The 22,512-nt window shown below is 45.0% G+C and carries 11 protein-coding genes; 10 read left to right on the top strand and 1 reads right to left on the bottom strand.

Annotated features, from left to right (window positions below; all coding sequences use genetic code 11):
- The first annotated feature begins 340 nt into the window (after positions 1–340).
- From rny to ESB13_RS15000, 3 genes are all read left to right on the top strand, one after another.
- Complete coding sequence (gene rny, locus ESB13_RS15010; RefSeq protein ID WP_129004454.1) at positions 341–1,903, top strand: ribonuclease Y; 1,563 nt, start codon at positions 341–343, stop codon at positions 1,901–1,903.
- 167 nt (positions 1,904–2,070) lie between these two features.
- Positions 2,071–4,359 carry a glycoside hydrolase family 3 N-terminal domain-containing protein gene (locus ESB13_RS15005; protein ID WP_129004453.1) on the top strand — a complete coding sequence of 763 codons (2,289 nt, stop codon included), beginning with the start codon at positions 2,071–2,073 and terminating at the stop codon, positions 4,357–4,359.
- Positions 4,274–5,878 (top strand): DUF4832 domain-containing protein, encoded by a 1,605-nt coding sequence (locus ESB13_RS15000; protein WP_129004452.1) that lies wholly within the window; start codon positions 4,274–4,276, stop codon positions 5,876–5,878. Before ESB13_RS15005 ends, ESB13_RS15000 begins: the two co-directional genes overlap by 86 nt.
- A 2-nt stretch (positions 5,879–5,880) precedes the next feature.
- Here ESB13_RS15000 and ESB13_RS14995 read toward each other — a convergent pair whose 3' ends face one another.
- Positions 5,881–6,468 carry an RNA polymerase sigma factor gene (locus ESB13_RS14995; RefSeq protein WP_129004451.1) on the bottom strand — a complete coding sequence of 196 codons (588 nt, stop codon included), beginning with the start codon at positions 6,466–6,468 and terminating at the stop codon, positions 5,881–5,883.
- Positions 6,469–6,618: 150 nt separating this feature from the next.
- On the opposite strand from ESB13_RS14995, the gene ESB13_RS14990 reads away from it, so the two are divergent.
- The 7 genes from ESB13_RS14990 to ESB13_RS14960 all read left to right on the top strand — a co-directional run bounded on the left by ESB13_RS14990 (position 6,619) and on the right by ESB13_RS14960 (position 22,507).
- Complete coding sequence (locus ESB13_RS14990) at positions 6,619–7,806, top strand: FecR family protein (protein WP_129004450.1); 1,188 nt, start codon at positions 6,619–6,621, stop codon at positions 7,804–7,806.
- Positions 7,807–7,988: 182 nt separating this feature from the next.
- Positions 7,989–11,420, top strand: coding sequence for a TonB-dependent receptor (locus ESB13_RS14985; RefSeq protein WP_164974226.1), 3,432 nt, complete (start codon positions 7,989–7,991; stop codon positions 11,418–11,420).
- Between the two features lie 16 nt (positions 11,421–11,436).
- Positions 11,437–13,110, top strand: coding sequence for a RagB/SusD family nutrient uptake outer membrane protein (locus ESB13_RS14980; RefSeq protein WP_129004448.1), 1,674 nt, complete (start codon positions 11,437–11,439; stop codon positions 13,108–13,110).
- Between the two features lie 32 nt (positions 13,111–13,142).
- Entirely contained in the window at positions 13,143–16,178 is a 3,036-nt protein-coding gene (locus tag ESB13_RS14975; protein ID WP_164974225.1) for a SusC/RagA family TonB-linked outer membrane protein, read from the top strand.
- An 18-nt stretch (positions 16,179–16,196) separates the two neighbouring features.
- Positions 16,197–17,849 (top strand): RagB/SusD family nutrient uptake outer membrane protein, encoded by a 1,653-nt coding sequence (locus ESB13_RS14970; RefSeq protein WP_129004446.1) that lies wholly within the window; start codon positions 16,197–16,199, stop codon positions 17,847–17,849.
- Between the two features lie 31 nt (positions 17,850–17,880).
- Positions 17,881–20,115: a beta-glucosidase BglX gene (bglX, locus tag ESB13_RS14965; protein ID WP_246022560.1), complete on the top strand. Its 2,235-nt coding sequence runs from the start codon at positions 17,881–17,883 to the stop codon at positions 20,113–20,115.
- A gap of 37 nt (positions 20,116–20,152) precedes the next feature.
- Positions 20,153–22,507 carry a glycoside hydrolase family 2 TIM barrel-domain containing protein gene (locus ESB13_RS14960; RefSeq protein ID WP_129004445.1) on the top strand — a complete coding sequence of 785 codons (2,355 nt, stop codon included), beginning with the start codon at positions 20,153–20,155 and terminating at the stop codon, positions 22,505–22,507.
- Positions 22,508–22,512: the final 5 nt, after the last annotated feature.

Genomic DNA, 22,512 nt, shown 5'->3' with positions numbered 1-22,512 from the left:
GGGGATAAAATAAAAGAGCCGGTTCAGCAGCCGGCTCTTTTTTGTTCACAGTTTTCTTCGGATTAAAAACGGACAATATGACTATGCCAAGTTTGGTGCCATAATCCCAGGTTTTTTTAAGATGTTGATATTCAGTAGTTTTTTATTTTTTGAAACGTTATAAAATCCCTTTATGGGAAAAAGAAGTCCCATTTTTGGACTATTTTCCAATTCCTGAATTTGACTTGCTTTAGTTATCTTCGCGGCTTACGCTTATTCCATTTATAATATAACGATAAAAGAGAGTAAGATGTGAGAAAGAGATATAAGATTTTGAACCCATTAATAATTTTTCACGAGCATGGATCAAATAACTATTGTTATAGTAGGCATAGTTGCGGCGGTAGTAGGTATAATAGCAGGTAAATTCATTTTCGCCAAGAATACACAGAAGCAGATAGACGATGCGAATACACAGGCCCAGTCTATTTTAAAGGAAGCTGAGATAAGAGCTGAGACCATTAAGAAGGAAAAACAACTGGAAGCGAAGGAACGTTTTGTGCAACTGAAGGCTGAATATGAAAAAGAGGTGCTGGAGCGCAATAAAAAAATAGCTGACTCAGAGAACCGCGCGAAGCAAAAGGAAACTTCTATTACCCAGAAAGAAAACTCGTTAGATAAGCAAATCAAAGAGAACGAGGCTATCAAGGAAAATCTGAACCGCCAGATAGAGGTTGTAAACCAAAAGCGCAGCGAACTGGAGAAACACCAGGAGGAGCATATCCGCCGTTTAGAAAAAGTTTCCGGTCTTACTGCTGATGAAGCCAAGACTCAATTAATAGAAGGGTTGAAGCATGAGGCTCAAACCCAGGCTCTTGTATTACAGCAGGAGATTGTGGAGGACGCGAAGCAAAAGGCGAATAAGGAAGCGCGGAAGATCATTATTCAAAGTATTCAACGTACTGCTGCGGAGCAGACCATTGAAAATACGGTTACTGTTTTCAATCTTGAGAGTGATGAGATCAAGGGTCAGATCATTGGCCGTGAGGGTCGTAACATTCGTGCGATAGAAGCTGCAACGGGTGTTGACCTTATTGTAGATGATACCCCTGAGGCTATTATTCTTTCTTCTTTTGATCCTTTGCGTCGTGAAATTGCGCGTTTGTCGTTGCAGCGTCTTGTTGCAGATGGCCGTATTCACCCTGCCCGTATTGAAGAGGTGGTAGAGAAAACGCGCAAGCAGCTGGAAGAGCAGGTGATGGAGATTGGTGAGCGTACTGTTATTGAATTAGGTATTCATGGTTTACATAAAGAGCTGGTACGTATGGTGGGTAAAATGCGTTTCCGTTCTTCTTATGGTCAGAACCTGCTGATGCACAGCCGTGAGGTTGCTAATTTATGTGGTATCATGGCAGCTGAGCTGGGAATGAATCCCAAGCTGGCGAAAAGAGCGGGTTTACTTCACGATATAGGTAAAGTGCCTGATGAGGAAACTGAACTGAGCCACGCATTGCTGGGTGCCAAGCTGGCTGAGAAATATGGTGAAAATCCTGCTGTTGTAAATGCTATTGGCGCTCACCACGATGAAATGGAAATGCAATATGTGATTTCTCCGATAGTTCAGGCTTGTGATGCTATCAGCGGTGCAAGGCCTGGTGCGAGAAGGGAGATCATGCAGCAATATCTTCAGCGTATTAAAGACCTGGAGCAGCTGGCGCAAGGTTACCAGGGTGTTGAAAAGGCATACGCTATACAAGCGGGCCGTGAGTTACGTGTGATAGTAGAGGCTGATAAAGTAACTGATGCCGACAGTGATAAACTGAGCTTTGAAATTGCCCAGAAGATTCAAACTGATATGACCTATCCCGGCCAGATTAAAGTAACCGTTATTCGTGAGAAACGTGCGGTGAATGTGGCAAGGTAAGGGTTCGATATTTTTTGTAAGCCGGAGTATTTGCTCCGGCTTTTTTTTTGAATGAATGGGCAGATTTTGTTTGGGGATCGTTAAATGGCCAGGTGGAATGGGTGTGGGAGGTTGGAATATATACCTATAGGGATGAACATCCTTTTATAGTTATATTCTGATTTAAAATGAAAAGTAATATTTTATCTATAGTGCCTGTTGCGGTGGCTGTTTTGTTATGCAATGGGATAATGGGGCAGACAGTGGTGCCGCAGCTTGGTAAGAATTCTATTGCGGAGGTGGTGGCTGCTATGACACTTGAGGAAAAGGCTGCTATTGTGATAGGTGGCGGGCGTGATGCCAAACCTTCTGTTCTTACTGATGGTACGATGATAGGCAGTTCTGATTTCCGGATACCGGGAGGGGCTGGTGTTACCAATGCTATTCCAAGGCTTGGTATTCCTGCCATGGTGTTGGTTGACGGGCCTGCGGGTGTTCGCATGAATGTGAAGCGGAAGAACGATGATCATCTTTATTTTGCCACGGCGTTTCCTTCGGGCACCACGCTGGCTTCGACCTGGAATACGGAACTGGTGCAACGTGTAGGGGAGGCTTTTGGTAATGAAGTGAAGGAGTTTGGTGCTGATATTATATTGGCGCCGGGGGTTAATATTCATCGTAATCCGCTGGGCGGGCGCAATTTTGAATATTACTCAGAGGATCCTGTTATAACGGGCAATATTGCGGCTGCTATCATCACCGGTTTGCAATCGAATGGCATAGGTACTTCCATAAAACATTTTGTGGCCAATAACCAAGAGACCAGCCGTTCTGATATCAATGCTGTTATGGATGAAAGGACGCTAAGGGAGATCTATCTCAGGGGATTTGAGATTGCTGTAAAGAAGGCTAAGCCATGGACTGTAATGTCGTCATATAACCTGCTTGACGGAGTACATACTTCGGAAAGAAAAGACCTGCTTACTACGATCCTGCGTGATGAGTGGAAATTTGAAGGGTATGTTATGACCGACTGGGGCGGAAAGGCTGTGAATTTGCCTGACCAGATGAATGCCGGTAATGATATGATCATGCCTGGCAGTGCTGCACAGATAAGCCGTATCGTGCTGGCGGTTAAAAAAGATTCTATCAGTGAGCAAGTGCTTAACCGTAATGTTGAGCGGATACTTCGTATTGTAGTGCAGTCGCCTTCATTTCTTCAGTACAAATACAATAATGCACCCGATATGAAAGCGCATGCGAGGATATCGCGTGAAGCTGCTGCAGAAGGGGCTGTGCTGCTGGAAAATAAGAAAGGCGTATTACCGCTTGCGGATAAATATAAAAGCATAGCGTTGCTGGGCAATACCAGTTATGCGATCATCGCAGGAGGTATGGGAAGCGGTGATGTTAACAGGGCTTATACGGTATCGCTGGCTAAAGGATTGACGAATGCGGGGTATGTGCTTAATAAGGAATTGGAAGAGCGATACCGGCCTTATGTGAGTGATTATAAGAATCGTCCTTTAGAGCTGGCAATGTCTGATTCGTTGCTTGCTGCCGCCGCTTTGGGGAATGATATTGCCTTACTTACCATCGGGCGTAATTCGGGGGAGACAAAAGACCGCAGCCTTGATTCAAATTATTATTTGAGGCCATCGGAGCTTGAGCTGATAAAACGTACTGCTACTGCATTTCATAAAAGAGGGAAAAAGCTTGTTGTTGTGCTAAATCTTTGTGGTGTTACCGATACCAGAAGCTGGACACAATATGCAGATGCTGTTTTACTGGCGTGGCAGCCGGGGCAGGAAGGAGGTGATGCTATTGCCGATGTGTTAAGCGGGAAAGTTAATCCATCGGGTAAGCTGGCTACCACATTTCCTCAGCGTTATGCTGATGTATCTTCTTCCGGCAACTTTCCGGGGACGCCTGCGGGTTATCCTACGGAGGTAAAACACGAGGAAGGTATTTATGTTGGTTACCGTTATCATGATGCGTTTAAGGTCGATCCTGCCTATGCGTTCGGGTATGGTCTTTCGTATACAAGTTTCAGGATATCACCACTTAAGCTTAATTCCTCTATTATTAAAGATAAAATAATTGTATCGGCGGTTGTTACTAATACAGGCAAAGTGGCGGGGAAAGAGGTGTTGCAATTGTATGTAACTGCTCCGGCAGGAGGTGTTCGTAAGCCTGTACAGGAGTTGAGGGCTTTTGCCAAAACCAAACTATTACAACCCGGAGAAGCCCAGGAAATAAACCTGGAGCTGGATATGCGTGCTTTGGCATCGTTTAATACGGGCAGGCATGCGTGGATAGCAGATAAGGGTAAATATATTTTTAAGGCAGGGACCTCTTCGCGGAACATTGTTCAAAGCGCTACTGCGACCCTTGAGCAAGAAGTTATTGTTGAGCAAGTTCATTCTCTGTTATTCAGGCAGTCTGTTGCTGTTATTGTTCCTCCTGGTAAAAGATGAGCTGCTGTTATTTTCTTCCGATAAAAAGAAGTGTATGTGTATTAATAAGGGGTTTTTGTTGCTGGTAATTGTTTTGTTACGATTTCAGTCTTTGATGGCTCAGGAAACTATTGTAAGGCTTACCCCTGAAAAGGAGCGGAATTTAGGTAACCCTCTTACGGGATGGGCCATATATGCAAATGCTTTTGCGAAGCCGGATTACTGGCAGCAATTTGATTCCCTGGCCATTGCTTATGGCGGTAAAGGGATCGGGGACTTTGCCAATGTACTTTATCTGCGTGTGGCGTGGTCGGATATGGAGCCGGAGGAGCATGTGTACGGCTGGAAAAGCAATGCCATTATCAAGATGCTGATTGCCGGCGCGATTGAGCGGAAGATGAAACTTGCTTTCCGGATAGTGGTAGATAGCAGGGATAAGCCAAAGGATTTTACGCCGGGTTTTGTAAGGGAAGCCGGCGCCAGGGGATTCTTTTCGGGCAGGCGGGGCGTATGGAGTCCTTATGTTGATGATCGTGTTTTTCAGATAAAATATGAGCAGTTCCTGAAGGCATTTGCTGCTGAATTCAATAAGCCGGCTCTTGTTGATTTTATAGATGCGTATGGACTTGGTAAATGGGGGGAGTCGCATTCTGTGAATTATATTGATAATACCAATCGTGTAAAAGTGTTTGAGTGGGTGAACGGGCTTTATGAGCAGTATTTTACGCGTGTACCCCTGGTTATTAATTATCACCGGTTAATAGGTACGCCGAAAGATTGGGGCGCGCCCGATTCATTGAGCAGGTCATTGCTTGAGGCCGTGTTTGCCAAGGGGTTTGGACTGCGTCATGATGCATTTGGTATGACGGGTTATTATAAGGAGTGGGAGAAGCGGCTTGCTGCAGACTGGTTTCCACGGCGGCCGGTGATTTGTGAAGGAGGCTGGCTTCATAATGGTGATGGTTATCTTAAAGATCCAAGGGGGTACAGGAATTGGGGCGAGGCCTGGCAAGGAGAATTTGATGATGCAGCAGCGGCCCATGCCAATATGATGGACCTGAGGGATATGAAAGAAGCTTCGTCGTGGTTTGAAACTGCTATGCCGCTTGTTAAAAAGTTTATTGCCATAGGCGGTTACCGTTTGTATCCTGAAGAGATTAAGCTACCCGGGAAGATTATAAAAGGCAGGCCTGTTACCATTACGCATCGCTGGAGCAACCTGGGAATCGGGATATGTCCTTCGAACCTGCCACAGTGGAATCAAAAATACAAGGTCGCTTTTGCGTTAACAGACAAAAAGAGCGGTGCCGTATGTGGCATTTGGGTTGAGAACAATACAGATGTATCGCAATGGTTAAACGGGGCACCTGCAACTTATACTACCTCTATCATAACTGATGCTTTAGCTAAGGGTGATTACCGCTGGGCGGTTGCTATAGCAGATACTACCAATAGCAATAGAGCAGGGATCCTACTTGCTGTTAAGGAAGCGATAACTGCGGACGGCTGGTTGCCGTTGGCGGAAGTTAGTGTAGAGTAAATTTATTTTCTGAGAAGGAAGTCGAGCAGTATAATGGAGATGCCTGCTCCTTCAAATGCAGTTCTCAAATGTTTCAACGCCATGGTGATCTGATTTTCCACAGATTTTTTTGAGATGCCCAGGCGTTCTGCTATTTCCTGGTTGGAGAGGTGTTCTATTCTGCTAAGGTGGAAGATCTCATGGCAGCGTTTGGGCAGCTGGCTAACGCATTCCTGCAGGCTTTCATGGAGTTCGTGTTCCTGAATATTAATTTCACCCTTGTTCCATGTTAACGCACAGGTGTTGTCTTCCATCTGAGCCTGGTAAGATACGGGTGCTTTGGCTGGCTTGAGTCGTGTATAAACCTGATAACGGATACACATCAGCAGATATCCTGAAAAGTTATTGATCTCTAACTGATGGCGTCTTTGCCAGAGGCTTAAGAAGATATCGTGTACTACTTCGGAGCTTGTTTCTTTATCGCGGAGCTTGTATTGGGCTGCTTTATATAACCTGGACCAATAGCGATGAAAGAGCTCATTAAAAGCCAATTCGTTATCGTTACGAACTGCTAGCCAAAGTTCTAGATCGGATTTTAATACATTAGGCATGAATGATGGCAACTTCGTTAGACTGGAATGTAATGGCACTTTAAAAGTAATAAGAAATGTTTGTTAAGTGATGATTAAAATATTTTATTTTTCATGGGTGTGCGATGCTGAAAAGCATACTAAGACTATAGAGACCATCAATTAAGCCGAATGATTACCAAAGAAGAATATCTTATTCTGTTCAGGAAATACCAGCAAGGGGAGTGCACGCCTGAAGAAATCGGGCTGCTGGAATCGTTTAAGGATGATATAACGCTTCCTGATGCAGAATGGGAACGTTCCCTTGGTAATGAACAGGAGATCTATGGCAGTATTAAACAGAGGCTGGACGCACATATCAGGGCGGAGCGACAGGAAGTGGCTGTTAAGCGTAGTTCTATTATCAGGAGGAGTGTGATATGGTCTGCGGCGGCAGCTGTTATAGTAGTTACAGTTTCGGCAGCTCTTTGGATGAAAGGAAAACAACCTGAATTAAGACGGCAGCCAGTTGCTATTAACAGAACTGATAGTGTACAGCCTATAGCTCCGGGAGGAGACAAGGCTTATCTTACTATGGCAAATGGCGCTATTGTGGATCTTAATGATGCAGGCAATGGCGATATAACTGTACTAAACGGCGTTCAGGTAAGGAAGCTTAAGGATGGCGTGATCGTATACCGTATGGTGGATGACGCGGGAAAAACAACGGCTGCTTTGGCACAGGCCTATAACAGTATTACCACGCCACGTGGCGGTCAATACCAGGTAATACTTTCCGATGGAACCAAGGTGTGGCTCAATGCTGCTTCTGTATTGAAATATCCTGCCGCGTTTCCGGCAAAGGAGAGAACGGTAGAGCTGTCGGGTGAAGCTTATTTTGAGGTAGCGCGTAACAGCAAGAGTCCTTTTAAAGTACAGGTAAAGGGTACTACGGTTCATGTGTTGGGAACTCATTTCAATATTAATGCCTATAACGACGAAAAGCACGTGAAGACGACCTTGCTGGAAGGTTCTGTTAAGCTTACCAGTAAAAAGAGCGAAGTATTGCTGAAGCCGGGCGAGCAGGGGATTGTAAGTGCGAGCAGTGCTGATTTTGATGTAGAGCGTGTAGACCTGGATGAGGTGGTGGCCTGGAAGAATGGGTTCTTTGTTTTTAATAATGAGGATATACATTCTATCATGAAACGAATTTCGCGCTGGTATGATGTAGATGTAGAATTTGCTGATGACTTCAGAAATAAAAACTTTGGTGGTACTGTATCACGTTTTAATGATGTATCTCTTGTGTTGCGGGCTCTTGAGCTGACAGGGTCTGTGCATTTTAAAATGGAAGGAAGAAAAATCATTGTTATGCCATAATTTAATATACACTTCAATTTTTAATCCCCGTGAACTATTTGCCGGCAGGTAACGACTGCCGCCAGGAATTGCTTGTCTCTTATTTTCAGAATTTTTTTAAATAACCTCAACTAATGTTTAAAACAGTTAGTGCATTGCTATGCCATATGGGGTCTTTTGCCCTGTCTAAAAAGCCTATGGTTATGAAAATAATGATCATATTGCTTACTACGATCTTTTTGCAGGTGGCGGCTTCTCCATATGCCCAGAAGATCAACATCTCGATGAAAGGCGCGTTACTCGAAGATGTATTCAAGGAGTTACGAAAGAAAAGCGGTATCAGTTTTTTGTACGATAGTGATCAGTTGTCGAAAGCGAGGCCGGTTAATATTTCGATGCGTGGCGCTACGCTTAATGAAGTACTTGACGCCTGCTTTAAAGATCAGCCGCTTACTTACATTATAGAGAACAATACCGTTATCGTTCGTCCTTTGCCTGCGGGCCGGCGTTCCTATGAACCGGCAGAAGCCGGTATCGTTACCGGAGAGCGGTCGTTGCAGGGAGCGGCTTTGTCGGGATATATGCAACCCATGAAAGATGTTGTGATCACTGGTAAGGTCACTGATGCCAAAGGGGAAGCTATGAATGGTGTATCTGTTCAGATCAAAAACGGGAATACGGCAGTTGCTACCAATACTTCGGGCATATACACCATCAGAGTTCGTGATAATAATGCTGTTCTTATTTTTTCATCGGTAGGATTTGCGGACCAGGAAGTTGCTGTAGATGGCAGAACCCAGATCAATATAGTGATGCAGGAGCAGCAGTTTTCGCTTACGGAAGTTGTAGTGAACGGGTATACTTCGCAGAAGCGTGCGGATGTTACTGCCGCCATTACAACTGTATCGGGCAAGGAGTTGCTTAAGGCGCCTGTTACGAATGTTACGCAGGCGCTTGCGGGTAATGTGCCTGGCCTGGTAGTGCAACAGGGGCAGGGTCGCCCGGGCTTTAACACTGCTGCGTTGTATATCCGTGGCAGGGTTTCATCGAACGCCAATGCTCTTATCATTGTTGATGGTGTGGAGAGGACCACCTTTGGTGATATAGATCCTAATGAAATTGAAAGCATCAATATTCTGAAAGATGCGGCATCTACTGCCTTGTATGGTTTGAAAGGGGCGAACGGCGTATTTGTTATTACAACCAAGAAAGGAAAAGAAGGGACGCCTAAAGTTACTTTCAGTAATAACGTCGGTATTTTGAGCCCTACTTCCCGTCCTGACATACTGCCGGCTTATGAGAGTGCTATGCTTTATTCTGAAGGGCAGGATAACGTGGGGGCTGCGCGTAGTTTCACAAATGAAGAACTGCAATTGTTTAAAGATAAAACAGGAGATCCTCTTTTATATCCTGACGTCATCTGGTATGAGGTGCTTACCCGTAAAAGGTGGACACAGAACCAGCAGAACCTGACTGTATCCGGCGGTACCCGTAAGGTGAAGTATTTTACTTCGTTCGGGCACCAGTTTGAGGATGGTAATTTCAAGAAGTTTGAGACGCCGCTAAAGTTTGCTACCACTCCAAGTTACAAGCGTTATAATTTCAGAGCCCGTTTAAGTTTTGAGCTCACGAACACTACTACTTTCGAGGCAAACCTTTCGGGGCGTAATGAACACCGTTACAGTCCTGCCGGTATGAGTCAATATAACGATCCTGCCGGTGTAGTTGGTAATGGTATAGAGGGGCTTATAGGCAGGGCCTTGAAGATTGCTTCGTGGGGGCTGCCTTATTTCCCGGAGTATACCAATTCCAATGATCCGCAGGTTCAGGCGCTTGACAACACTTATAATCATATTGTAAACATGCCGCTGTTAGGGGTAAATACTGCCAACCCTTATGCTTATCTTACCTGGGGTGGTTATGCTTTTACCGATAACAATGTTGGTGAAAGTGTTTTTACCCTGAATCAAAAGCTCGACTTTGTTACAAAGGGATTGTCGGTAAAGGCTCAGTTTGGTTATGACGCCAGCTTCAATACCGGTAAGATACAGCGGGGAAGTATAGGATATTTTAACCTGGACAGAACCACCAAACAGCTTTCTCCTTATTCTACCAGCTATAACGATTACCTGGGAAATCCTGAATATACCCGTACAGGCTATACGAAAACCAATGTTCAGCTTTTTATCAACTATGCACGTTCGTTTGGTGAGCATAATATCAGTGCTAACGTAATTGGTCAGCGTGAATTACAGGCAGCGCTTGATGCTGCCGGGCCTTTTGCCAACCAGGGGGTGGTGTCTCAGGCAACATATAATTATGGCGGACGTTATTTTTTAACGGGCAGCGCTACTTATAATGGTTCAGAGAACTATGCCAAAGGTTATCGCTATGGTTTCTTTCCCTCTCTGTCTGTTGGTTATAATCTTGCCAACGAAAAGTTCATGCGTAAATATTACTGGATAAACCTGCTGAAGGTGAGAGCTTCTATAGGCAGGGTAGGTATTCCCAGTCCTGGTACCGGCCGTTTCTATTACCAGGACAGGTTTGGTGCAGGAACTTCAATGCCATTTGGTATTCCTACCAGTAAGTTTGATGCACCCACTTATACCCAGACTCAATATGGTAACCCTTATGTAAGTTTTGAAGTATCCCTTAAAAGAAATATCGGACTTGATCTTTCTTTCTTCAATGGCAAACTTGCTGTTACTGCTGATGTGTTCGATGACAAACGTTCCGATATACTTATCAGCCGGAACAATACCAGCTTTGCTACTTATGGTGCTACCGTTCCCAATACCAATTACGGTGTGAATTATAACCGTGGTTATGAATTATCTGTTACTTACCAGAACAGGGAACACCAGGTGTCTTATTCTGTTACTGCTAACATGAGCTTTGCACGTAATGAAAGAAGGGTGATAGATGAAGCTCCGGGAACCCTGCCTAACCTGAAGCAAACAGGTGCTCCTATTGGAACTTATTATGGTTATCATGTACTAGGTTTTTTCCAGGACCAGGCTGAAATAGATAAGAGCCCTGTTAATAATATCACGAGTGTGAAATCTATTCCGGGTGATTTCAAATTTGCCGATCTGAACGGTGACGGACAGATCACCAGTCTTGACCGTATGCGTATAGGGAATCCTAATATACCTGAATATAATGCCGGATTAAATATGCAGGTGGGATATAAAGGTTTTCAGTTGTCGGCCCTGGTGAATGCTGTTACCAATGTGAGTTCTGATCTTATATTCTATGGTGGTGGTTTGAACCAGTATTATGCTCCCATGCTTGGAAGGTGGACAAAGACTAATGTTAATCCTACCTGGCCTGCCATGCGTCCTGGTCTGGATCCTAATCCTAATGAAAATGTCAATGACTTTTTCTTACAGGATGCTTCTTATATAAAGCTCAGGAATATACAGCTTGCCTACTCTTTTCCCAAGCGTATTATAGACAGGTTACGGTTAACTGGTCTTACTATACTTGTGAGTGGTCAAAACCTGCTTACGTGGACAAATTTTTATGGAGTAGATCCTGAAAACAATATTGTGGGAGGTACTTACAACTACAATATGACAGTGATACCTACTACCAAGATCATCAATTTTGGATTGAACCTATCCTTTTAAATTAAAAGTATTGACTATGAAGTTTCTAAGGTTCTTGCCGATTCTTGCTATTGTTTCTTATAACACCTCCTGCAAAAAAGATTTTCTGCAACGTGATGTTGGCGTTCAGGCAACGCTTGATGAGATTTTTCAGAATCCATTGCTGGCTTCCCGCTATGGTGATAACAGTTATTCGTTTAGTCTCAGTGATTATGGGCGTCTGAGTGGTTATAAAGGAATGACATCACAGTTCTCCGACGAATCTATTGCGAACAATGCACAGGCCGAAGTGGCTGTGATGAATAAGGGTCTTTTCCTGGATAATTCGGCATCGGATGTTACTGGTGTGTATACCCAGATGTACAAGGGGATCCGTAATGTAAACATTATGCTTGCCAATATAGATAAAACGCCCTGGACTGCGGAGTATAATGCTTCGTATATCAAAGGAGAGCAATTATACCTGCGCGCTTATTTCTATTTTGAATTAATCAAACGTTTCGGAGGCGTGCTGGTGATGACAGCTCCGCAGGAGTTTACGCAGGCTGCTGAAGACTTGCCGCGTAATACTTATGAGGAAACGTTAGCCCAGATACTTAAGGATCTTGATGAGGCTATGGCTATACTGCCTACTACCAATGATGACTGGCCTAACCCGGCTGCCCAGGCCAACAGGGCTACGAAAGCAGCGGTTATGGCGTTGAAGACAAGGGTGCTGATGCTTGATGCCAGCCCGCTTCATAATACATCGAATGATGCTGCGAAGTGGCAGAAGGCTGCCGATGCTGCGAAGGCTATTATTGATCTTAATAAATATGCGCTGGAGCCTGATTATGCGAATGTGCTGCAGGTGGCTACTTCGAAGGAGTATATCCGGATATGGCCGCGGAGTCCCCGTTCTTATATAGGAACTTATATCAGTGATTTTCTTGTTCCAACGAGTATGGGCGGTGCGCAATCCAATTTATCTCCTACACAAAACCATGTTGATCTATACGAGATGAAGAATGGCAAACCCATAACGGACGCTACCTCGGGTTATAATCCCCAGGCGCCTTATGTGAACAGGGATCCGAGGTTTTATGTGAACCTCCTGTATAATGGTGTGACCTGGCAGGGTAGAGCTGTACAAACCTGGCAAACGGAGCCAAGCAGTTCGGGAAGCATCACTTACGGAACTGATGCAAGCAGTGCTACCAATTTTACCCGTACGAGCTATTATCTTAAGCGGCTTTGGCCAGAAACGGCCAAGTCGGGTTCCACAGCTTCGGCCTTACTGAACTTTGTTTTTTACAGGTATGCTGAAGTGTTGCTGAATTATGCTGAATCGCTGAATGAAGCAGTTGGACCTAATTCTGAAGTTTATGGTTCTGTTAATGCTATAAGACGCAGAGCCGGCATGCCTGACTTGCCTGAGGGGCTTACAAAAAGCCAGATGCGTGCAAGGATCCATAACGAAAGAGCTGTAGAGTTTGCTTTTGAAGATATGAGATGGTGGGATATACTCCGTTGGAAAGAGGGAGAGGCAATAGTTGCCCAACCGATGAAGGGTATGAAGATCATCAAGAAGGCAGACGGTACATTCAGTTATACTGTTGTGGAATTATCTTCTTTCCAAAAGGTATTCCAGGACCGCATGTACCTGTATCCCATTCCTCAAAATGAAATGAATAAGACTTCAGGCGCGCTGATACAGAATCCAGGATGGTAAGAACTATTATGGCTAACAAAACTCAGTTTAAAATGACTAAATATAAAAGATATCTCATCCTGCTTTCGGGTTTGCTCTCGCTGGCAGCGATGGAAACCAAAGCTCAGACTGCCGGCGACAATACCTATAGTGGCAGGGTTACCAATGCAAAAGGGAATAGCATGCAATCGGTATTGGTTACAGTAAAGCGTACCGGCGTAGCTACCAGTTCAGGTAAAAACGGAGAGTTTGCTATTGCAGGCACCCCGGGCGATACGCTGGTATTTACCAGGAACGGGTTTCGCAGTATCTGGCGTGTTGCCGGAAAGTCTTCTGCGATGAGTGTGATATTCGCTGAATCGGATGTTATGGATACTGAAGAAGATTATGTGGGCATCCCTTTTGGTAAACGTACCAAACGTGAATTGAATTATGCTGTAAGCAGCGCTTCAACTGATGATCTCCCTAAACTTCCCATAAGTAACCTGACCAGTCTTTTGGCTGGCAGGTACAGCGGGCTGCTGATACAGCTTACCGGGCATCAGCCCGGTACTGAGAATGTTGGTTTCCAGGTAAGAGGTAAATCGTCTTATACTCAAGGTGGTGACCCTGTGATATTGGTAGACGGTGTTGAAAGAGATTTTAGTGATATGGATGTGACCGAAATAGAGAGTATCAGTGTGCTTAAAGATGCTGCTGCTTTGAACTGGTATGGTTTGAATGCCGGTAATGGGGCTATACTTGTCAATACCAGGCATGGGAAACCTAATCAGAATTTCATCACCTTTGATGTGCTTGCAGGTTTTCAGTCGGCAAGTAAATACGTCAAGCCGCTTAATTCCTATGATTTTGCGAACCTGTATAACCAAGGGTTAAGCAATGTGGGACAGAGCCCGGCTTATAACCAGGCCGCCCTGGATGCTTATAAGAACCATACAGATCCTTACCTGTTTCCTGATAACAACTACCTCGAAAGGTTTCTTGGTAAAACAGCGCCGGTGCAACGTTATAATCTTTCATTGGGAGGTGGCAGCGAAAGAGTGCGGTATTACACTACCATAAGCTATTATAACCAGGAAGGTTTATTTAAAGAAACGAAGACCGATGATTACAATGCCAACTTCAGCTACAAGCGCTATAATTTCAGGGTGAATCTTGATTATGATGTTACGAAGACTTTAAGCCTGTCGTTACTTGCCGGATTAAGGAGTGAGCGAAGATATGATATGGGAGACCGTACTTCAGGCGTGTTGAACACTTTGTATAACCTGCCTCCGAATGCTTTTCCCATTCTTAACAAGGACAGTAGTTATGGTGGAACTTCGGTTTACCAGAATAATCCACTTGGACAAATTCAGTCTACCGGTACTTATAATGTTATTGCCAATGTGCTGAATGTGTCGCTGGCTGCAAAGCAGAAGCTGGATATTTTTACGGAAGGACTTTCTGCCAACATCTTTTTCTCTTACGATGGTTATGGTAACTACAGCCATGGTTTTACCATGAACTATGCGGTAGTGAACCAGGCTGTAACACCTAGCCAAACTTATCGTACACCGGCTGTTCTGGCTTACCGTTATGCTGGTTTTGGCACCAGTACCAAAAATAATGAAGTGTGGCTTGGTCTTGATTATGATCGTGTGTTTGCGCAAAAACACAAGATCAATGCTTCTGTTCGTGCGCAGCAATCGATGAGCGCAGCTGTTGACAGAATTGATTACCGGGGCAGGCTTTTTGTGGCCCGTGCCGATTATGGCTTTAACGACCGTTATTTTGTTGGATTTACCGGTAGTTATTCCGGGTCTGAAAACTATGCCCCCGGTCGTCGTTTTGGCTTCTTCCCTGCTGTGTCTGCAGGCTGGGTGATATCGGATGAAGGTTTCCTGAAAGGCGCCAAATGGCTCAACTATCTTAAGTTAAGAGGTTCATATGGGCGTACCGGTAACCTGGCGCCCACCTATGATGCCAATGGCAACTGGGTACGTCTTCCTTACAGGGCTTTGTTTACCCGTGGAGCAGGACCCATTCTTGGTTCCTCTTTCTCCAGCACAACTACGGCATATGAGGTAAGTCCTACGGGCAACCCGCTTACAACGTGGGAGAAGATCGATCGTTTGAATATAGGGGCTGATCTTTCGCTATTGAAGAATGAGCTGTCGTTGTCGGCAGATGTGTTTACTGAAAAGCGTATAGATATACTTAACAGTGCGAATATGCCAGGTATACTGGGTGTAGGAGTAAGCGCTGTTAACTATGGACAAGCGAGCAGCAAAGGCTTTGATATGGGAGCTGTTTATCAAAAGCATATTAAAGACTTCCATTTCTTACTGAATGCGAATTTTACTTATGCCGCCAATAAAATATTGCGTCAATCATTGCCTTCCGGCACGTTAGCGTATCAGTCGCCTGTAGATCATAACATTGGCAATGTAGCACTTTCCGGGACCAAACGTTTTTATGTGTCGCAAGGTTTATTTCAAAGCCAGGATGAAATAAATAATAGCCCCAAGCAAACATTATCGGGTTTGGTTGTGCCGGGTGATATCAAATACAAAGATGTAAACGGTGATAATATTATTGACAGCCGCGATGCTGTAAATACCGATTATACAGATATTCCCAATGTTTACTATGGTTTTGGGCTGAATGTCCGTTATAAGCTTTTCGATATCAGCGCTCAATTCCAGGGAGTGCACGGGCGCACGATTGATATTAAGCCTGTGGTATACGCAGGGCCTAATGGGTTAAATCAGTTATCGAAGGAGGCATGGACGATTGAAAATGCGGCTACTGCCAGTTATCCTCGTATTGGCATTACAGATAATGGCAACAATACAGCTAATTCTGATTTCTGGCTTCGTTCCGGTGATTTTCTGAAACTGAGAACTCTTGAGGTTGGCTTTTCTCTTTCTGAGAAAACAGCCAACAGGCTGAGGATGCAAAGTGCGAGATTTTTTGTAGGCGGGTTTAACCTGCTCACCATCTCTAAACTGGGATCAGGTATTGACCCTGAGACGCCAGATGCAGGTATCGGGTCCAATTATCCCTATATGAAAACGTATACACTGGGTATCAGTGTAAAATTTTAAAGACTTATACGAATTGCCATGAAGAAGTTATATGTACCATACGGACTAATCACTTTGCTGCTATTTATTACGGGATGCAGTAAGGATTTTTTTGAGCCTGAATATACGCTGGGGCCTATTCCTGAGGAGTCTATCTGGGTAACGGATCGCCGTGTCAGGGAATTCCTGAACACCGGGTATAATTATCTCGTCAGCCGGTATAATGTAGATAATGCGGGCGCTATTATGGCCAGCGCCTGTGACGAGGCTGTGAATTCGAACCTGAATAGCAACATCAACTATTTTAATAATGGCACTTGGGGGCCACTGCGGACCTATGATGAGCAATACACAAACTCTTATAATGGGTTAAGGGTGGTGAACACATTTCTTAAGAAGTCGCCTGCCAGTGCGCTTTATCCCATTACGGATCTTCCCGGGTTGAGAGGCGAAGCTTTCTTTCTCAGGGCTATGTTTCATTACGAGCTTTTTAAGCGTTATGGCAGAATAGTGCTGGCGATGCGTCCTTTTGAAGTGTCAGAGAATCTGAATTTGCCGCGGCAATCGGTAGAGGAGGTGGTGAATGCGATTGTGATGGATTGTGATTCGGCTATTAACCAGATACCTGCTGGTTATACGAAGGATTGGGATGCGGCCAATTATGGCAGGGCTACCAAAGCGGCGGGTATGGCACTAAAGGCGAAGGTGCTTTTGATATATGCCAGTCCTTTATACAATGCGGGTAATGAGGTTTCCAGGTGGCAGAAAGCGGCGGATGCGGCCAAAGCTGTCATTGACCAGAACAAACATGGGTTATTAAGCGCTACTGATTATCCTAATCTCTGGAACTATACCAATACTGCTACGGCTTACAACAAAGAGGTGATTTTTGCTACGCCTGCAGGATCGGTAAATACTATAGAATCGTACAATGCTCCTATTGGCTTTACCGGTGGCCTGGGCAGGACCAATCCTACGCAGGAGCTGGTAGATGCTTTTGAGATGAAAACAGGTAAACCTATTACTGACGCCGGTTCGGGTTATGATCCTAAAAATCCTTACGCGAACAGAGATCCCCGGCTTAATCTTTTTGTGGTATATAATGGCGCCAACTTTAAAACGGGCAGCCTTTCCCGAAATGTAGAAACTTTTGATGGTGGCCTCGATAATATTCCTACCAATGTAAATACCACCAAGTCGGGATATTATATGCGGAAGTTCCTGAGTAGCAGTGCCACTTATAATATTACAGGTACTACTTCAGTTCGTCGTCCCTGGGTGTTCTTCCGTTATGCCGATATACTCTTAATGTATGCAGAGGCGTTGAATGAGGCGGCAGGGCCTAATGCGGAAGTGTATAAGTCGGTAGATGCGGTAAGAGTTCGGGCGGGAATGCCTGCTTTACCTACGGGGCTTAACCAGGCTGATATGCGGGAGCGTATTAAAAATGAGCGGAGAGTAGAGTTATGTTTTGAGGAGCAGCGTTTTTTTGATGTGCGTCGCTGGAAGCAGGGAGAGACTTATTTCAACAAGCCTGTTCACGGCATGAAGATCACGAAGTCGGGCACTACACTTACTTATACTCCTTTTGTTATAGAAGACAGGGTATTCAGCAACAAGAATTATTTGTATCCTATCCCGCAGGCGGAACTGGATAAGGCGGGTAATCTGGGGCAGAATCCTGATTACTGATTTGTACAGCTTTGAATTTATTGAACAGATTATGATGATAGCTCAGTTTAGAAATGCTGTGCTGGCGGCCGCCTCGTGCTTTTGCCTGGCAGGCGGCGCCATAGCCCAGCACAAGACGATAAGCCAGCGTGTAGATTCGCTCATGCGACTGATGACACTGAAGGAGAAGATAGGGCAGTTGAATCAATACTCCGGTAAGAATGTGACTGGCCCGGTTACTGACCGTAATGTTAACATGCTCAGTGATATTAAAAGCGGGCTTGTTGGTTCTTTGCTGAATGTAAAGGGTGCAAAGGATACGCGAGAGATACAGGCGGTGGCTTTACAATCGCGTCTTAAAATACCGTTGTTGTTCGGGCTTGATGTAATTCATGGATATAGCACGGTGTTTCCTATTCCGCTGGCAGAATCTATGTCGTGGGATATGGATGCTATTCGCCTGGCGGCTGAAGTGGCGGCTGAAGAAACTGCGGCGGCGGGTGTGCACTGGACTTTTGCCCCTATGGTTGATATAACGCGTGATCCGCGCTGGGGGCGTATTATGGAGGGGGCGGGTGAAGATACTTACCTGGGTGAGCGCATTGCAAAAGCGCGTGTGCTTGGTTTCCAGGGTGAAAGGCCTGGCGGTATTAATTCTGTGATGGCATGCGCCAAACATTTTGCGGCTTATGGCGCCGTAAGTGCGGGACGTGATTATAATGATGTTGAAATGAGTGATCACCAGCTTTGGGAAACCTATCTGCCGCCGTTTAAAGCGGCTGTTGATGCAGGTGTGGCCACTTTCATGAGCTCGTTCAATACAATCAATGGTATTCCTGCGGCGGCACATGATTTCCTGCAGCGTAAGGTGCTGAAAGGTGACTGGGGATATAATGGCTTTATTGTAAGCGACTGGGGTGGTATTGACCAGATGATCCATTGGGGGTATGTAGCAGATAAATATGATGCGGCGCTGAAGGCTATGCGTTCAGGCTGTGATATGGATATGGTAAGCCGCAGTTACCTTGAAAACCTGGAAAAGCTGGTGAAAGAGAAGCAGGTTGCTATTCAGCTGGTAGATGATGCTGTTAAGCGTATTCTTTACAAAAAGTTTGAACTGGGATTATTTGAAGATCCTTACCGGTTCTGCAATGTGGAACGGGAGGAGAAAGCAATGAGTAATCCCCGGCATACGGCAGCTGCGTTACATGTAGCCGAACGTTCTATTGTATTACTGAAAAATGAAAAGCAATTGTTGCCTTTACAAAAAGGAAGGCAGAAGATTGCTTTGATTGGGGCGCTGGCCAATGCAAAGCGTGATTTACAAGGCAACTGGATCCCCAATAATGATACTTCGAAGGTTGTAAGTATTTACGAGGGGCTTGGCAAATACCTGGGGCGGGATGCCAACCTGGTATACGTAAAGGGGGTTGACGTAAAAGGTGCTGATACCAGCGGTATCGGCGAAGCCGTTGCGGTTGCGGCTGCTTCTGATGTTGTGGTTATGGCAATAGGGGAGACCTGGGATATGAGCGGTGAGTCGAAGTCGAGAGCTGAGCTATCTGTTCCGGGGCAACAGGAAGAATTATTCCGCAGGGTATATGCAACGGGGAAGCCTGTGATTGTGATCATGCTGGCGGGGCGTCCGCTGGTATTCAATGAAATTGCTGATAAGGCGCATGCTATTGTTTATGCCTGGTGGCCCGGGAATGAAGGTGGTAATGCTATTGCCAATGTGTTGTTTGGCAAGTATAACCCTTCGGCTAAACTTACTGTTACTTTTCCACGTTCAGTGGGGCAGGTGCCATTGACCTATAATGGTTATAAAACGGGACATCCTTTAAGCAGTTCGCCAAATATGTTATATAAGTCGGGTTATATCGATATGGCTAATACGCCGCGTTATGCTTTTGGGCATGGCCTGAGTTATACTTCTTTTGCTTATTCGGAGCTTCAATTAAGTAAGGTTAGTATGCAGCAGCGGGATTCTGTGATCTTATCCGTAGTAGTTACCAATTCCGGCAGGTATACGGGAGAGGAGATTGTGCAGCTTTACATCAGCGATCCCGTTGCGTCCATTGTTCAGCCCATGAAAAAGCTGAAAGGGTTTCGCAAACTGCTTTTGAAGCCGGGTGAATCGGCTACTGTTTCTTTCAGTATATCTGCCCATGAATTGTCTTTTTATGACAAGGACCTGAGGTGGATAGCTGAACCGGGTCGTTTTAAATTAATGGTTGGCAGCGCTTCAGATGATATCAGGGCACAGGCTGATCTTACCTTGTTATAGTGTTTTACACCAGTTATAATAAAAGTATAGCGTAGTTATGAACAGATTGAAAATATTGTTGCCCTGGGCTTGCTTCTTCCTGCTTTTTTGCGGCCAGGCATTTGCACAGGATAAACGTCCATTGGCTCAGTTGATGAATTTTGACTGGAGGTTTACAACGGGAGATATTCCAGGCGCTGCCAACTCCTCATTTGATGATAGTAAATGGCAGCGTGTGAATTTGCCGCATGACGGCAGTATTGCCGGCAGCTTTGATTCTATCAGCGGCACCAGGCAAAATGGTTTCCGTCCCAGGCATATAGGGTGGTACAGAAAGGCTTTTGTAACGCCTGCCAATAGTGCCGGTAAGATGGTGTTTGTTGAATTTGAAGGTGTTTATCGTGATGCGGAGGTTTGGCTGAATGGTAAGCCTCTGGGAAAACATCTGAATGGATATACCGGTTTCGGCTTTGATATAACGCAATACCTGAAATCTGGTGAAACCAATGTGCTGGCTGTGCGCTATGATAATACTTATAAACGCAGCTCACGCTGGTATACCGGTGAGGGTATTTATAGAAATGTATGGCTGCATGTTAAAGATCCATTACATGTTGTTGAGAATGGTATATATGTTACTACTCCCATTGTAAACGATGATCAGGCAATGGTTTCTATTAAGACTGATATCGTTAACCGTTACGACTCTGCTTCGCTGGTTACTGTTAAAACCGTTATTTTTTCACCTGGCGGAACTGAATTGCAAACTGTTACCAGTGTGGTGCCTTTAAAGCGTAATGAAGCTTATACTTTTGACCAGGAGGCGGTGCTGCCGCATCCGCAACGCTGGGATGTTACAACGCCTGCACTATATACCGTAAAGACCATAGTGATGGCGGGTAGCCGTATTACAGATACAGAATATACGCGTTTTGGCGTTCGTACGGTTTCCTTTAATCCTGAACAGGGGTTTGTTCTAAATGGGCGCAAGCTGTTTTTGAATGGTGTAAATATACATCATGATCTTGGTCCGTTAGGAGCTGCTGCTTTTGATAAAGGGTTTAAGCGCCGTTTGCTGGGTTTGCAGCAGATGGGCGTGAATGCAATAAGGCTGGCTCATAATCCTCATGCCAGGTCTGTTCTCGATATGTGTGATGAGCTTGGGATATTGGTGTTTGATGAGAGTTATGATAAGTGGAGTGAAGAGTACTATGGTCCTGATATTGTTTTTGAAGACCATTGGCGTCCGGACCTGGAGTGGTTTATCAGGCGGGACAGGAATCATCCTTCTGTTTTTATATGGAGTGTAGGTAACGAGGTGTTTGTGAAAAACCAACATAAAGACACGTCATTTGTGGCGCTTTTTAAGAGGATGAAAGCTTTTGTGAACCAGCTTGACCCTTCCCGCAAGGTAACTGCCGGTCTTTATCCTTCACGTGATGAATATGAGCCTGCCACTATGGCTTTTCATATGGATGTGGTAAGCGATAACTATATGACCCGTTTTTACAAACGCGACCGGCCGAAATTTCCGCAGCTTATTTTCCTGGCCAGTGAAATGACCACAGATAATGGAGGTGAAAACTTTTTCAGCTATGATCATAGCTATGCATGCGGCCAGTTTTACTGGGGTGGCACCGATTATATAGGAGAGTCGTTTGCCTGGCCATCGAAGGGCTGGAACGGGATCATCGACTGGTGCGATTTCTGGAAACCTATTTCTTATTACATCCAGAGCCTGTATTCCCAGGAGCCTATGGTTAAGATAGCAGTGTTTGATGCTACGCATAATGATGCAAGGGTATGGAATGATGTATTTATGAATACATTGAAGATGTCTGAAGGCTGGAACTGGCAGAACGCTCAGAAGCTGACGCTTTATACGTTTACAACGGGGGATGAAGTGGAGTTGTTTTTGAATGACCGTTCAGTTGGGGTTAAACAAATGAAAGATTTTCAAAAGAATAAAATAAGCTGGGAGCTGAATTTTGAACCTGGTACCTTAAAAGCAGTTGCACGAAAGAACGGAAAGCAGATTGCGGTGGATGAAATTAAAACAGCGGGCAAGCCGCATGCTATTGTATTGTCGGCAGATTCCCTGCATGTGACTGCAGATGGTCTTGATCTTGCCTACGTTGCTGTAAAGGTGGTTGATGCGCAAGGTGTACTGGTGCCGGACGCTACCAATGAAATTCGTTTTGAGATAAGCGGGGCAGGTGAACTGGCGGGTGTTGCCAACAGTAACCGTATGTCGGATGAGTTATTTGTTGCGGATCGCAGAAAAGTGCATGAGGGTAAGTGCTTGCTCGTTGTGCGGAGTAAAACTACTGCCGGTAAAATAAATATCAAAGCCTCATGCAAAGGGCTGAAGTCAGACGCTTTAATGCTGGAGGCAAAACCTGCTGTGCAATAAAGTTG

The sequence above is a fragment of the Filimonas effusa genome (assembly GCF_004118675.1).
GTDB classification, from domain to species: domain Bacteria; phylum Bacteroidota; class Bacteroidia; order Chitinophagales; family Chitinophagaceae; genus Filimonas; species Filimonas effusa.
This window is presented reverse-complemented; position numbering and strand designations above follow the sequence as displayed.

What these genes read in the sequence shown, in the direction of transcription:
- ESB13_RS15005 (WP_129004453.1), top strand. Translation starts at nt 2,071, where the DNA reads ATGAAAAGTAATATTTTATCTATAGTGCCTGTTGCGGTGGCTGTTTTG.
- ESB13_RS14970 (WP_129004446.1), top strand. Translation starts at nt 16,197, where the DNA reads ATGAAGAAGTTATATGTACCATACGGACTAATCACTTTGCTGCTATTT.
- rny (WP_129004454.1), top strand. Translation starts at nt 341, where the DNA reads ATGGATCAAATAACTATTGTTATAGTAGGCATAGTTGCGGCGGTAGTA.
- ESB13_RS14985 (WP_164974226.1), top strand. Translation starts at nt 7,989, where the DNA reads ATGAAAATAATGATCATATTGCTTACTACGATCTTTTTGCAGGTGGCG.
- ESB13_RS14975 (WP_164974225.1), top strand. Translation starts at nt 13,143, where the DNA reads ATGACTAAATATAAAAGATATCTCATCCTGCTTTCGGGTTTGCTCTCG.
- bglX (WP_246022560.1), top strand. Translation starts at nt 17,881, where the DNA reads ATGATGATAGCTCAGTTTAGAAATGCTGTGCTGGCGGCCGCCTCGTGC.
- ESB13_RS14960 (WP_129004445.1), top strand. Translation starts at nt 20,153, where the DNA reads ATGAACAGATTGAAAATATTGTTGCCCTGGGCTTGCTTCTTCCTGCTT.
- ESB13_RS14995 (WP_129004451.1), bottom strand. Translation starts at nt 6,468, where the DNA reads ATGCCTAATGTATTAAAATCCGATCTAGAACTTTGGCTAGCAGTTCGT.
- ESB13_RS14980 (WP_129004448.1), top strand. Translation starts at nt 11,437, where the DNA reads ATGAAGTTTCTAAGGTTCTTGCCGATTCTTGCTATTGTTTCTTATAAC.
- ESB13_RS14990 (WP_129004450.1), top strand. Translation starts at nt 6,619, where the DNA reads ATGATTACCAAAGAAGAATATCTTATTCTGTTCAGGAAATACCAGCAA.